Source organism: Vibrio sp. D173a (genome assembly GCF_030248475.1).
This window is the reverse complement of record NZ_JAHGAH010000169.1, coordinates 1-13,917: the sequence shown is the minus strand read 5'-3', so window position 1 is coordinate 13,917 and position 13,917 is coordinate 1. Positions and strand designations below refer to the sequence as shown.

Annotated in this window: 14 protein-coding genes and 2 pseudogenes; 10 read left to right on the top strand and 6 right to left on the bottom strand. The window is 45.9% G+C overall.

Features of this window, described 5'->3' with window-relative positions:
* Nucleotides 1–555 precede the first annotated feature (555 nt).
* From KIV40_RS17145 to KIV40_RS17135, 3 genes and pseudogenes are all read left to right on the top strand, one after another.
* Nucleotides 556–2,073, top strand: a complete 1,518-nt coding sequence (locus KIV40_RS17145; RefSeq protein WP_285350396.1) for a phospholipase D family protein — start codon at nt 556–558, stop codon at nt 2,071–2,073.
* An 88-nt stretch (nt 2,074–2,161) separates the two neighbouring features.
* Nucleotides 2,162–2,748, top strand: a pseudogene (locus tag KIV40_RS17140) (class I SAM-dependent methyltransferase).
* A 35-nt stretch (nt 2,749–2,783) separates the two neighbouring features.
* Nucleotides 2,784–3,347, top strand: a complete 564-nt coding sequence (locus tag KIV40_RS17135) for a GNAT family protein (RefSeq protein WP_285350395.1) — start codon at nt 2,784–2,786, stop codon at nt 3,345–3,347.
* A gap of 53 nt (nt 3,348–3,400) precedes the next feature.
* Here the strand turns inward: KIV40_RS17135 and KIV40_RS17130 are convergent.
* A pseudogene (locus tag KIV40_RS17130) lies at nt 3,401–3,874 on the bottom strand (ASCH domain-containing protein).
* 180 nt (nt 3,875–4,054) lie between these two features.
* Here KIV40_RS17130 and KIV40_RS17125 point away from each other — a divergent pair.
* The gene (locus tag KIV40_RS17125) at nt 4,055–4,903 is read left to right on the top strand and encodes a tetratricopeptide repeat protein (RefSeq protein ID WP_005531805.1); all 849 of its coding nucleotides are present in this window, start codon (nt 4,055–4,057) and stop codon (nt 4,901–4,903) included.
* Nucleotides 4,904–4,943: 40 nt separating this feature from the next.
* Here KIV40_RS17125 and soxR read toward each other — a convergent pair whose 3' ends face one another.
* Complete coding sequence (gene soxR / locus KIV40_RS17120) at nt 4,944–5,381, bottom strand: redox-sensitive transcriptional activator SoxR (protein WP_010645862.1); 438 nt, start codon at nt 5,379–5,381, stop codon at nt 4,944–4,946.
* Nucleotides 5,382–5,583: 202 nt separating this feature from the next.
* Here soxR and KIV40_RS17115 point away from each other — a divergent pair, with 202 nt between their 5' ends.
* The 3 genes from KIV40_RS17115 (at nt 5,584) to dgcA (ending at nt 8,593) form a co-directional block, all read left to right on the top strand.
* Nucleotides 5,584–6,468: a LysR family transcriptional regulator gene (locus tag KIV40_RS17115; RefSeq protein WP_285350394.1), complete on the top strand. Its 885-nt coding sequence runs from the start codon at nt 5,584–5,586 to the stop codon at nt 6,466–6,468.
* Nucleotides 6,469–6,587: 119 nt separating this feature from the next.
* On the top strand, nt 6,588–7,592 hold the full coding sequence (gene dgcN, locus KIV40_RS17110) for an N-acetyltransferase DgcN (RefSeq protein WP_285350392.1): 1,005 nt from the start codon (nt 6,588–6,590) through the stop codon (nt 7,590–7,592).
* 14 nt (nt 7,593–7,606) lie between these two features.
* On the top strand, nt 7,607–8,593 hold the full coding sequence (dgcA, locus tag KIV40_RS17105) for an N-acetyl-D-Glu racemase DgcA (protein ID WP_012129977.1): 987 nt from the start codon (nt 7,607–7,609) through the stop codon (nt 8,591–8,593).
* A gap of 328 nt (nt 8,594–8,921) precedes the next feature.
* Here dgcA and KIV40_RS17100 read toward each other — a convergent pair whose 3' ends face one another.
* The 4 genes from KIV40_RS17100 to KIV40_RS17085 form a co-directional block, all read right to left on the bottom strand.
* The gene (locus KIV40_RS17100; RefSeq protein ID WP_009697894.1) at nt 8,922–9,116 is read right to left on the bottom strand and encodes a hypothetical protein; all 195 of its coding nucleotides are present in this window, start codon (nt 9,114–9,116) and stop codon (nt 8,922–8,924) included.
* Nucleotides 9,117–9,217: 101 nt separating this feature from the next.
* Nucleotides 9,218–9,424, bottom strand: a complete 207-nt coding sequence (nqrM, locus tag KIV40_RS17095) for a (Na+)-NQR maturation NqrM (protein ID WP_005429522.1) — start codon at nt 9,422–9,424, stop codon at nt 9,218–9,220.
* The gene (locus KIV40_RS17090) at nt 9,424–9,921 is read right to left on the bottom strand and encodes a NifB/NifX family molybdenum-iron cluster-binding protein (protein ID WP_045374404.1); all 498 of its coding nucleotides are present in this window, start codon (nt 9,919–9,921) and stop codon (nt 9,424–9,426) included. Before KIV40_RS17090 ends, nqrM begins: the two co-directional genes overlap by 1 nt.
* A complete protein-coding gene (locus KIV40_RS17085) occupies nt 9,918–10,208 on the bottom strand; it encodes a DUF134 domain-containing protein (RefSeq protein ID WP_038891747.1) in 291 nt (96 codons plus the stop codon). The genes KIV40_RS17090 and KIV40_RS17085 overlap by 4 nt, the downstream gene beginning before the upstream one ends.
* A 340-nt stretch (nt 10,209–10,548) precedes the next feature.
* Between KIV40_RS17085 and KIV40_RS17080 the strand changes: the two genes are divergently transcribed.
* The 3 genes from KIV40_RS17080 (at nt 10,549) to KIV40_RS17070 (ending at nt 13,763) form a co-directional block, all read left to right on the top strand.
* Nucleotides 10,549–11,541, top strand: coding sequence for an ABC transporter substrate-binding protein (locus tag KIV40_RS17080; protein ID WP_012129981.1), 993 nt, complete (start codon nt 10,549–10,551; stop codon nt 11,539–11,541).
* An 88-nt stretch (nt 11,542–11,629) separates the two neighbouring features.
* Complete coding sequence (locus tag KIV40_RS17075) at nt 11,630–12,529, top strand: proline/glycine betaine ABC transporter permease (RefSeq protein WP_005429511.1); 900 nt, start codon at nt 11,630–11,632, stop codon at nt 12,527–12,529.
* Nucleotides 12,522–13,763, top strand: coding sequence for a glycine betaine/L-proline ABC transporter ATP-binding protein (locus KIV40_RS17070; protein ID WP_005429507.1), 1,242 nt, complete (start codon nt 12,522–12,524; stop codon nt 13,761–13,763). Before KIV40_RS17075 ends, KIV40_RS17070 begins: the two co-directional genes overlap by 8 nt.
* The last annotated feature ends 154 nt before the right edge of the window (nt 13,764–13,917 follow it).

Here is a 13,917-nt window from a genome sequence, read left to right as displayed (position 1 = left end):
TTTGTCTCCATCAGGCTTGCGCCTCGGAGCTGAGTTAACGAACTGAACATTCGGCAACCTAGCATCCTACTCCCCGCAGACAAACAGTGAGTTTTGCATCTGAAATAGACAACTTTATAAGAGAGCCGCGCTTCCGCTGTGTTTCGCAATTATCAATCGCAAAAGAACTATCCATGGCAAGTTAATAAAATTAACAAAAACTTAACCACCTACGCAAGTTACGACCTCTCACGCTCACTGTTTATACGCAATCGTCATGCCAAACATTTACCCTTTAAATATCAATAAGTTAAGCTAGAACGGTGATTTCTCTCAGTGCAGTGTTGGTAATTACCACCAGATATTAGTGATATTGACCATTCTTGAGTAAAAGATAAGTAAAAAACATGATATTGTCCGCCCGAATAATATTCTCTCAAAAGCCATATCGACTCATTTAGATTCGATTGCTTGGTTAAGAAAACTTCGACTTGACTACAATCGCTCGCATTACTTACTTTCAACGCTTGATATATAATCAGCGAGTTACGTTATGTATTAACAAGGAAGTGTGCATTGCTACGTTCTCTCTCTAAAACCTTACTCGGTTCAATGCTTGTACTTATCTCGGCCTGTTCCTCAATTCAGCCAAGGGACCCTAGTGAGAAGTCGACCAGCTTTCAGTTCGGCTACCAAAGTGACTCTGCGTTGGCAGAATTCTTTGAAAGCTACGACAAAGATCCTAACTCAGACACGGGCTTCTACCCGCTTAATCAAGGCAACGATGCCCTCCTTGCCCGAATTGCATTAATTGAATCCGCAGAAAAAAGTCTTGATTTGCAGTACTACATTTATCGCAGAGACGAGACTAGCCAACTGATCACGTGGCGTTTGTATGAAGCAGCACAACGTGGCGTACGCGTTCGCCTGCTTCTAGATGACATGCAAAAGCGAAACGATGCAGGAATGGCAGAACTGAGCGCTCACCCAAACATCGAAATTCGACTTTTTAATCCGCACCATTATAGAGATGCTCGTGTATTCGCATTGGCAAGCGATTTTGAACGCCTTAATCGTCGCATGCACAACAAAGCTCTGATTTCCGATAGTGTGTCTGCCATTGTCGGCGGCAGAAACATTGGCAATGAATACTTCTCTTTCGAGTCCAATGTCGAGTTTGGTGACTTCGATTTGATGCTATATGGCGAGGCCGTGACGCAAACTGCGGATCAATTCGATCTTTATTGGAATAGCCTTTATGCCATCCCAATGGAGTGGATTGTGCCTGAGTCTGAAAAAGTGGCAGACGATGCGATTCAGGCTCAAGTCAAAAAGCTGCAGCTAGAAGAAAAATTCTCCACCGGCCCATACAACTTTAAAGAATTAGATCTTTATGAAGAGCTCCAGCAGGGCAAGCTTCATTTGTATTGGGGCCAAGGTGATGTCTGGTTCGACTTGCCCAATAAGGTTGCAACTCAAGAAAGCCAACTGGTCGCGAACTTGGGAGAGCTTTTAGCTAATGTAGAAGAGTCCTTTGTTTTGATCTCTCCCTACTTCGTGCCAACGGATTCTGGAACCAAAGCACTGGCAGAAGCCGCCCAACGTGGAGTAGATATCACGATAGTCACTAACAGCTTGGCATCAAACGATGTGTTTGCCGTTCATGGCTGGTACGCCAAATACCGTGAAGATTTGGTTAAAGCAGGGATTAAACTTTGGGAAGTAAAAGCCAGCGCCAAAATCAAAAGCAAATGGAGCTTAACGGGCAGCAGCAGAGCCAGCCTCCACGCCAAAGCCATGATGATCGATGGTAAAACCTTATTTGTCGGTTCAATGAATTGGGATCCACGTTCAGCTGAGCTCAATACAGAGATGGGTGTGGTCATAGAACAACCAGAATACGTGCAGAAGTCACTCGCCATGTTGCCTGAACAACTCAAAGAAAGTGCCTACCAGGTTGCCATCAAAGACGGTGATATCACCTGGCTTGATCAAGCGACAGGCGAAGCACTCGATTCAGAACCAGAAGCCAGCGTATGGCGGAAAATGGGCGCTTGGTTCTCGGGCATCCTGCCAATAGAGGATCAGCTCTAGCTTCCCTGTAAGGATAAAATCAACAAATCTAAATCAAAACGCTATTCAGCACTGATTAGCGTTTTTTACACATAAGAAAGGAACCTCAATGTCAGTAACATGGAACGAATACTACCAAAAGGTTGCAAGCCAACCTCACCGACCAAACGTAGAACGTGCCGCCAATCTGCTTATGCTCGACAGCAAAATCGCCATTGATGCAGGATGCGGTACTGGTCGAGATTCCAACTACCTTCTAAATCAAGGCTTTACCGTTTACGCGTTTGACACTCATCAAGATGCGGTGGAAACTTGCTTGACGCGTTTCGAAGGCAATCCTAACTTTTCCATATCGCAATCTTGCTTTAGTGACTTTGATTACCCACCGTGCAGTTTATTTATTGCCAGTGCAAGCTTGTTCTTTTGCCCTAGTGAACGCTTCGAAAGCGTTTGGCAGAGAATTAACGAAACATTACAATCGGGTGGTATATTCTGCGGCGATTTACTGGGAATTCGCGATTCCTGGGTTGGTACAGACATACACTCAAATATCAGTGCGTTTACTAGGGAAGAAGTCGAAGCATTATTTGACGATTACGAAATCATCCACTTTTTGAGAGGGATGAAGACGGCACCACTGCTGTTGGGAACGCTAAACATTGGCATACGTTCAGCATCACTGCCGTCAAACGTTAACTTGTTACTATCAATCCGTTACTAAAAGGAGTGTTATGTACCATTTCCAAGGCGTCACACTAAGAAGAGCCGTTCCGGAAGAAGCCAAAGCGCTCTATAAGCTCATCACTGAGGATGAACGCTGGGCGCAATTTAATGGCCCTTACTTCCCTTATCAAACACCGACATTAGAAGGCTTTCGGAACCACACCTTTCAACGCCTACTGAAAGGCAAAGACATGTTGTTGATTGAGTTCGAGGGCAAACCTGTCGGTTCAGTGAGCTGGTACTGGGAATGTGAGAGCACTCGTTGGTTGGAAGCTGGCATCGGCATTTACGATTCGAACTACTGGGATAGAGGGCTGGGCTTTTCCGCACTCGTGCCTTGGATAAGCCACATCTTTGATACCCAAGACATAGAACGAGTGGGCTTAACAACATGGTCAGGTAACCCAAGAATGATGCGTTGTGCAGAAAAGCTTGGCATGCAGCAAGAAGCACGCATTCGCAAAGTACGTTATTACCAAGGCGAGTACTACGACTCAGTAAAATATGGCGTATTAAGAGAAGAGTGGCAAACGCTGATCCAACAGCTCTATAGCCAAGAACAATTGGCGTAAATAATCTTATTAGTGAAAGGCTTCGTATTTCACCAAGCCTTTTTCTATCAGATTCATTTCAATTGCGGATAAACCACTTCAAACCGCTCTAGAAGCAATAATCGCTGCTCATGCCATTCGATACCCAGCTCTTCGCATTACGCTTTGAAAAATCTGGTGTGCGCTTTTCGCCACCAAGCCATTGTGCGGTCACCTTCCCCTTCTGCGTGAGCAAATTCCTCACTCACGTCTGCATATCGACAAGTTCTAACATCTGTGATTCGAATGACGCATACAGGTTCACCATCCCAGTTGGACACAACTTGTAGGTTTCCAACTTGAGGCATCATTTCTCCCTGTTCGCTATACCAAAGCTCCATACTGCAAGAGGCGGTTTTCTGACCAATTCTTACCAATTCAGCGCAAGCATTCGCATTATGTTCATCAGCGCAGTAGTAATCCGCACTCACCGATGGGATTGCGTCTTTTTCTTGCTGAGATAATGTTTGAAGATATTGCTCAAGATAGGCTTGTGATTTTGCGTCCATACTGCTTGCCATACATTTCCAATAAAAAGAAAGGATATCCATTCACCATAAAAAGGACAAGCATCAAGCTCATTAGAAAACTTTATAAAACAAGCATTTTTTATCAGTTCTTTGCTAAAACCAGCCTCTATTTGCTATGGTTTCAGGGATTACACCACACACGACGCAAAAGGACGTTCTATGCGCTTATTCATTGGCATCTTCTTCGCTGCTCTCCTCTCTTTTCCAACCCTAGCATCAGAAGAAAAACATTCAGAATCCGACCTTTTAGACCGACCATTAATGGAGCGTTATATCCTTGATGAGTTGAAATCACTTCGTCAGGAGCAACAAGACCTAGAACGTAGAATGATTGTTGAAATCACTGACCGTGAGTTAACGGTGGCCGATAAGTCACTGAACTATGCCAATGTCACCGTCACGTACTTCTTCTACATCATTGCTGGTGTCGCCTCGCTCATTGCTTTTGTTGGTTGGCAATCCCTGCGCGAGTTCAAGCACAACACCAAAGAAATGGCAGACAAACGCTTGGAAAAAATAGCCCAAGAGTACGAAAAGAAATTTTTAGCATTAGAGCGCGACTTAAAACGCAAGACTCGTATTATCAGTGAGAACAACAAAGAAATAGAAAAGATCAACGAGATCCATAACTTATGGCTTCGCGCACAAAGTTCGCAAACACCTGAGCAACGTATCGATATCTACGATGAAATTTTGCTTGTTCGCCCAGGAGATTTGGAAGCATTGACTTACAAAGCTGACGCTGCAATGGAGATCAAAGAGTACCATTGGGCACTGAGCTTGTGTAACCGAGTTCTTGAAGTAGATGACACCAACGGTCCAGCCTTGTATCAACGTGCTTGTGCATACTCTCGTTTAGGGATTGAAGAGCAAGCGATTGAGGACTTGGAGCGTGCGATTGATACCAGCCCATCCATTCGCGATCTACTAGCGGAAGAACCCGATCTAGAGCTACTTCATGGCAATGAGCGATTTGAGCGATTGATGTTTTCTATTACAGAACAATAGACGCCAGACTAACTCTTCAAACACATCGATGAAGAAGAACTCAACCTTCTTCATCCAATATTAGATTTGAACCTGCGTGCTCTTTACCCAGAACATCTTCTGGGTTTCTTAATGCACAGTTTTCTAGCGACAAGCAGCCGCAACCAATACAACTTCCCAAGTCACTTTGTAATGCTTTGAGTTTTTGAATTTTCTGCTCTAACTGCTCATGCCAATGACTAGCCATGGTTTCCCACTGTTCCTTGTTTGGGGCTTGGTGCTTAGGCAATTCTTCCAGTGCCTGTTTTATCTCTTCTAATGACAACCCAACTTGCTGCGCAGCTTTGATGACCGCCACGCGACGAAGCACGCTGCGATGATAACGACGCTGATTGCCTTGATTTCGCCAGCTCGAAATCAATCCCTTTTGCTCGTAAAAATGCAATGCGGACACCTTGACCCCTGAACGCTTCGCCACTTCGCCTACGCTGATTTCCACCTCTATCCTCTTGTTCAATAAACGTCTCTCCTCAAGTTCACTTGAGGTTTGAAAGCAACACTACGTTAACAAATCAGGAACGCAAAAACGATGAAAATAATGCGCCATGAAAACTTCAACAAAACGACAACATAGAGTTAGAGACAGGAATGAAGTAAATTAGAGAAACTTATCTTGCTCGATAACCGCAAAGGAAACCGCAGTGAATTTAAGACAATTGGAAGTCTTTTACGCCATCATGCAGACCGGAACCGTTTCTGGTGCCGCGCGCCTATTGCATGTATCGCAACCTAATGTCACTCGGGTGCTTGCCCATACAGAACAACAACTTAGCTTTGCCCTGTTTGAGCGTGTCAAAGGCCGCTTAGTACCGACCCAAGAAGCCAAAGCTCTACTGCCAGAAGCCGAGAAAGTCTACCAACAGCTTGGGCAATTTCGTTCCCTCACCAATAAGGTGAAGCAAGGCACTCAGCACTTGAGAGTCGGAGCGCCGCCTGTCCTGGCTTCCCAACTGCTTGCTCCAACGGTTGCTATACTTTCGAAGCAACAAGGCATCTCATTTGAGCTATTAACAGCAAACCGTGATGAGCTGTGTTCAGGCTTACTTAAGCACGAATTGGATGTAGCGATTGCCTTTGGTGAAGAAGCTCCACCCGCAATTTTGAGTGAGGTTTTACTCAAGCAGCAACTCGTTCTGATTGCGCCAAAAGTAGCGCTCAATTCGGACGACGACGCGGTATCGTTTGATGATTTAATTCAGCACGAATTGCCAATCATCGGCTTGGACAGTCGAGACCCACTCGGTTTATTGCTACATCAAACGCTTTCCGCATGTGATGAACATTATCACCATGCGATCACAGTGCGCAGTTACGCCGCTGCCGCCGAGCTAGTCAAGCATCACGCGGGTTTTGCGATTGTCGACCCATGGACAGCAAAACAGTATCAAGATGACGAATCAGTAAGCGTGCGCTCACTTTCTCCAGCGCTGTCATTTTCTATCTCTATCTTGTTTGCAGAACACTCGCCGCAATCCATTTCTACGAAGCTTTTTATTGAGTCGCTAAAGCAGCATGTTAATCAGTAAGTTAGCACTCATGCCCACCTATAACTTCAAGTTATAGGCGCACAACAAATAGGCATTCGGCTTCCTTCTTCAAACTGACTACATTGTCTGAAAACGTACGAATGACAGAGGGAACCATCATGCAAATTGCTCAACCTTACCTACTTTTTCTTGGCGACGTCACCGATCCATTAGCCGCAAAAACTGCACGCGGTATCCATCAATGGCGCCCAGAGATTTGCTTAGGTCAGCTTCGTCTTACGCCAGAAACTGTTTCATTAGGTTTAACCGACATGACGCTGCAACAAGCTCAGCAGCAAGGCGCAAAAACGCTCGTCATCGGTACAGCAAACCCTGGTGGTGTTATTCCTGAATCATGGCAGGCGACGTTACTGGAAGCGGCGGAAATGGGTTTTGAAATTGCCTCGGGTATGCACCAACGTCTTTCTGAATTTGCGCCTTTGAATGACTTACAACAACGCGGATTAACCAAACTGCACGATGTGCGCCACTATGATGAACCGCTTAAAGTGGGCAATGGTAAAGCGCGCTCGGGTAAACGCTTACTAACGGTTGGCACCGACTGCTCGGTTGGCAAAATGTTCTCAGCCCTCGCGATTGAGAAAGCCTTGCAGCAAGCTGGTTGTAAAGCTGAGTTCAAGGCCACAGGTCAAACGGGCATCTTAGTCACGGGCAGTGGTATTTCGATTGATGCGGTTGTCGCGGACTTTATCTCTGGTGCAGTAGAAGCCATTAGCCCTGAGTTTACTGACCACGAATGGGACATCATTGAAGGGCAAGGTTCACTGTTCAATCCCTCTTTTGCTGGCGTGAGTTTAGGCTTGCTTCACGGTGCACAAGCAGACGCTTTGGTATTGTGTCACGAGATCGGTCGCCCACACATTCGCAACCTTCCTCATGCTAAGTTGCCAACGATTGAGCAAACCATCGAAGCGAATTTACAAGCTGCACGTTTAACAAACTCTGACACACGTCTTGTCGGAATCTGCTTGAATACTTCTGCAATCAGTGAAGATGATGCCGCACAGCTTTGCCAAGACTGGACTGAGAAATACCAAGTACCTGTCACCGATCCTGTGCGTTTTGGCGTAGAGCAAATTGCTCAAAAGATTATTGCGATTTAAGGATTGTAGACGCGATGAAAATTCATGTAGAGCCTGTCACCATTGCGATGGCGACGCCTTTCCGTATATCACGTGGCAGCCGAACCGAATGTCACGTGGTGCGAGTAACCATAGAGCAGAACGGCATCAGCGCCCAAGGTGAATGTACGCCTTATCCCCGTTATGGCGAGTCGGTGGAATCGGTGATCAAAGCCATTTCTCAAGCCGCTCAGGAACTACAAGGTTTGTTTGCCAAAGGCGATGCGAACATAGTCTCTCTAAGAGAAAAGTTGCAAACCCTTCTCCCTGGCGGTGCGGCACGTAATGCACTCGACTGTGCGATGTGGAACTTACAAGCTAAGCTAGCGGGCAAGCAACACACTCAAGATTTATTTGAACTGCCAACATCGATTGTCACTGCGATGACCGTATCGATTAACACGCCAGAGGCAATGGCAAACCAGACCCGTAGTTACATCGAACAAGGCGCAAAACTACTTAAAGTGAAGCTCGATGGCGAACAAGTGATTGAACGTGTTCGCGCAGTTCGTGAAGCGGCAGGTGAGGCAATGATCGTGCTGGATGCAAACGAAGCATGGCAAGAACTGGATTTAGACGCCACCTTTGCCGCGCTAGTACCACTGAATATTGCGATGATTGAGCAGCCTTTGCCATCGAATGACGATGACAAGCTAAAAGACATTTCGCACCCAATTCCACTTTGTGCCGATGAAAGTTGCCATACACGCCAGCAATTGCATGAATTAGTGGGCAAATACGATATGGTCAACATCAAGCTCGACAAGACGGGTGGTCTTACCGAAGCCCTACTGCTTGCAGAAGAAGCGAAACGCCTTGGCTTTACCTTGATGTCTGGTTGCATGTTAGGCACTTCACTGGCGATGCGTGCAGCGCTACCTATTGCTGTCCAATCGAAAGTGGTCGACTTAGATGGTCCGGTTTTACTGGGTCAGGATGTTGAGCCTGCTTTGGTATATCGAGAAGGTGAAATCGTCCTGTAAAGGATCAGTGATCACCCCATCACCCATTTCATGACCTAGATTAAAAAACAATCACCGCCAGCATGAAATAAGTCACATAAATTACGGGGTTATTACAGCATGCTAATACCGTAGTAACCTCTAATGCGCTTTTTCAGCAAGGTGGTGGTTGTATGTATAGAGTCATCCGAAAAATGACATGGAAGACGAAAAGGCGGTAAACCCGCCCTACTCCAATGCAGTTCGTGCCTGATATCAGGTCTGCAACAAAGCTAAGACTTAACACATTTAACCTCACCAACAAAAAACGCCCTCGAAATTTGAGGGCGTTGTTGTATTCATTTGAGGTCTATTTGTCTAACGACATACCAATATGTTCAAGCTTGGATTGGAACTGTTCAACACTGTCGGCTTTATAGGTAGGAGAACCGTTAAAATAGCGTGGCTTCTCTGGCAACATCGCATTCTTTAGTTCTTGTTCCTGATCGACATTGTCATGGTACACCGTTACACGGTTTGGGATATCCTGCTTCATAAATGCCATTTTGGTTCTCCTTTATTAAGACGAATCTTAAGCGTAGAAGCGAACAAAAAATGCGCAAAAACTCACCATTAAAAATTTGATCTTCTAGACAATATTAGGGTCTATTGAACTTTCGAACTTGGCTCTTGGATCTGATAAAGGCGGCGTTCGTTCTCTGTACAAGTGGTCTCGCAGTTACACACTTTGTCAACGCCAACGTTATTCAAGCCACCGCAACTGCCTTGAATGCGTTTATTGTGAAAGATCACGCCCAGTGACATCAACAAAATGATGGCTAAGAACCCCAGAAAAGTGAACAACCAAACCATTACTTCACCTCTTTCACGTAAGAAGAAACCAATGCTTTAAGTTTAGTCGGGCGCAACGTCATGAGTGTGTTTTTTGATTGAGATTGAGGATTGATCAATAGCGACGGCGCTTTTTTGCTAACACAGCCACCGCAACCACCTTTTTTGGCATGATTGGTCGAAGGGCGACCTTGCGTCGTAACCGTTAATGGTGTGCGAGGTACACCCATCACATCATCCAGTGAGCTGCGAGTTGATAGCTTGAAGACTTGCTTACCACTGCTCAAAAGCTTACCAAGCGCACGTTCACCAATGTTACGAACCAGCACTGCATCCACCTGATATTCTTGCAAAGATTGAATAAGTTGAGATTTTGCTTTACAGCCAGCTTGTGGCATAGAAGCAATATTAGCTAGGTTTTTCAACAGCCCTTCCGTATCGGAATAAATCGCAATGTATGGGGCTTTAACAAAATGATTGGCGACGCGTTCGCCGTCATTCGGAATAGCGTAAATCATGAGTTTGACTCCTGGTCAGGAAAAACAAGTGCATGACCCTCAACTAGGCTTTTCGCGACTTTAAAACGCGCACTTTTAACCGTATTACCAAAGGTCTGGCGAGAGACTCCCATTTGGTCGGCAGCTTGCTGCTGGCTCAATCCTTCCAGATCGGCCAATCGCAATGCTTCTAATTCTTCTGGCAATATGTTGACCTTCTCTAGATCATAAAACGGTACGCCATTGGGCTTAAAACAATGGTGCGCTGCACGTCCACATATACGTCTTTCTATTTTTGGTCTCGCCATCACATCCTCTCTACAAAACACCTTCACCTTACGCCCGTTAATGGCATATGCCAATTAAAGTTTTTAGCATATGCCAATATCTTAGTTTGCAAAAATCTCATCAACAGCGAAATATTCGTTAGACATCTAACAATAATGCAATAACACATACAAACTACCATACGATTCATTGACATAAGTCGATAAAAACCTCTCATTAATGAGGCTATTTTCATCAAACATTCACCTTCGCTTTCACGATTGTTAACAAATAAAGCTATAATTCACCCAGCACATTAGTTTGAATACTAATGATTAATTCGTTACCCTAATTGAGCTATTTAGAGAAAGGAAACTCAATATGACGTACAAAACTCCCTTACTACTAGCGATTGGTGCGCTAGCAGCAACCAACGCAAACGCAAGTGAGTGTGGAACGGTTACCATTGCAGATATGAACTGGAACTCTGCAACACTGATTGCCAATGTGGACCGTTTTATTCTTGAGCACGGCTACGGCTGTGATGCCGAACTCATCCCTGGCGACACCATGCCGACAGGCACATCAATGATTGAAAAAGGACAGCCTGATGTGGCGCCTGAACTGTGGAGTAACAGCCTTAAAGACGCGCTAGACAAAGGTGTCGAAGAAAAACGCCTACGCTATGCAGGTAAAGCGCTCGTCGATGGTGGTGAAGAAGGATTCTGGATCCCAGCCTATCTTGTTAAACAATACCCTGAAATGAAAACCATCGAAGGTGTGAAAAAGCACGCGAAGTTATTCTCTCATCCTGAAGACAAAGCAAAATCGGCATTTTACAGCTGTCCTGCCGGTTGGAACTGTCAAATTAGCGCCGGCAATCTTTTCAAAGCGATGAATCTTGCTGACGCAGGCTTCGACATCATCGACCCAGGTTCAAGTGCCGGTCTGTCTGGCTCAATTGCAAAAGCCTACGAGCGTGAAGAAGCGTGGTTCGGTTACTACTGGGCACCTACTGCGGTTCTTGGTAAATACGACATGGTAAAAGTGGATTTTGGTAGCGGCGTTGATGAGAAAGAGTTCGTCAGCTGTACAACACAAACAGACTGTGAAAATCCAAAAGCAACCATGTACCCACCTTCACCAGTCCATACCATTACGACTGAGGAGTTTGCTTCACGCTCTCCAGCCGCTTACGACTACTTCACTAAGCGTGGCTTCACCAATGCGGACATGAACCAGCTATTAGCTTGGATGGAAGACAACCAAGCAGACGGTGAGGAAACCATGTTCCATTTCCTAGAAAATTACCCGCAGATCTGGAACGCATGGGTTCCACAAGACGTAGCTAAAAAAGTGCAAGGTGCACTGTAAGACTTAGACGTTTCGTAAATGGTATAGGAATACCAAAATTGTTGTATGCCGAGGCTCGCTTGAGCCTCGGCAAGAAAAGGAAGTAAACATGTCTGACTCGAATTGGCTTAGCGAATTCCCAGAAATGGATCGCTCAGATCTCAGAGCCATCCGCAAAACCTTAGATGGAGCCTACCGCGACTTCTCTCGCGAGTACGGCGACCTTATTGAATCATTCTTCGACCCTCTTCTCTCATTTCTCGTTTGGTTCGAAAAACTCCTCATTTCTACACCATGGATGATCATTCTTGGTGTGTGTACTGCGTTGGTTTATGCCGCTAGTCGCTCATGGAAACTGGCTGTCGCGTGTTTCGTGTCATTGATCCTGATAGGGTACTTTGGCATGTGGGAAGACACGATGCGGACGCTCAGCATCATCACGGTGTGTACCATGCTCGCCATTGCGCTCGGCATTCCAATTGGTATTGCCATGGCGCGCTCCAATCGCGTGCAATCCGTCGTGACACCACTGCTCGACGTGATGCAAACCATGCCTGCGTTCGTCTATCTGATTCCTGTCGTGATGCTCCTTGGTATCGGTAAGATCCCTGGCTTGATTGCGGTTGTTATCTACGCAATCCCACCAGTGATCCGTTTGACCAACTTAGGCATCCGACTCGTAGACAAAGAAGTACTTGAAGCCGCCACTGCCTTTGGTGCAAGTAACAAGCAACGCTTAGTCGGCGTACAATTACCTTTAGCAATGCCAACCATTATGGCCGGTATCAACCAAACCATCATGATGGCACTTTCTATGGTTGTTATCGCCTCTATGATTGGCGTTAAAGGCTTAGGTCAGCCAGTATTAAAATCAATCACCAACCAGTACTTCACTCTTGGTCTGCTTAATGGCCTAGCGATTGTGGCACTGGCGATTCTGTTTGACCGTGCGTCGCAAGCTTACGCGAAGCGAACCCAAGCACACTTAGGAGATCTGAAACATGACTAAGCCACTTATTGAAATCAGCGGGCTGTACAAGATCTTCGGACCAAAGCCAAAAACAGTCATCGAGCGAGTAAAACAAGGTCAGAGCAAAGACCAAATTCTGGCTGATACGGGTCATACCGTCGGTTTAAAAGACATCAACCTGCAAATTAACAAAGGCGAGATCTTCGTTATCATGGGTCTGTCTGGCTCTGGTAAGTCGACCATGATCCGTCACTTCAACCGTTTGATTGACCCAACCATGGGACAAATTTTGGTTGAAGGCGTCGACGTAATGCAGCTGTCTTCAAAAGAGTTGGAAGAGTTTCGTCGCCATAAAATGTCGATGGTATTTCAACGCTTTGGCCTTTTGCCTCATCGCACTGTGGTTGACAACGTCGCTTACGGCTTGGAAATCCAAGGCATCAAGAAAGAAGCACGCATTGCGAAAGCCAACGAATGGTTAGAGACAGTTGGTCTTAAAGGTTACGAGAACCAATACCCTGCGCAACTTTCCGGCGGCCAGCAACAACGTGTAGGTTTAGCTCGCGCGCTGGCGACTGACGCAGAGATCCTATTGATGGATGAAGCATTCTCGGCACTCGACCCGCTGATCCGAAGTGAAATGCAAGATCAGCTGATTGAACTGCAAGAGAAGCTACATAAGACCATTATATTTATCACTCACGATTTGGACGAAGCGCTTCGCTTAGGTGACCGTATCGCTATTTTGAAAGATGGTGAGTTAGTACAGCAAGGTTCTCCAGACGAGATTCTGCTCCACCCTGCCGATGAATATGTAGAAGCCTTCGTTAAGGACGTAAACCGAGCGAGAGCGCTTACGGTAGAAACCGTAATGCAGCCACCAGCATATCGCATTGCAGCTACGACTATCGAAGAAGCCCTTGTCGAGATGAAACGCGTGAAGCAAGACTACGCGTACCACGTGACCGACGAAGGCTATCAAGGAGTCGTTACCAAAGAGAGCTTGCTAGACGCCGCGAAGACGGATGCCGCGCAAGAGCTGGCAGAAGAGATCTACGAAGAAGTGCCTGTTGTCTCTCCTGATTCCGTAATTGAAGAAGTGCTACCAGACACCATGTCTTGTGACTACTCACTGCCGGTTGTGGATGACGAAGGTAATTTGCAAGGTGAACTAGAACGTAGCGCCGTGGCTGAAATCTTTACTGATAATACTGAAGAGGCGTCGCCGCCAAAGGAGGTAAAAACGCCTCCAGTAATGGATAAGGCATCTTAATACAGTAAAGGCTCATCGTCGGATGTAATGCCGATCGGTTTAGAGACTTGAATGATCTTGGGATCGTATGATAATCCCCACTAACAACGTTAGTGGGGATTTTTTATGTTTGCTCAAGAGTTGGTTTTGGCTCATGAAACGTAAGCGCTCCATA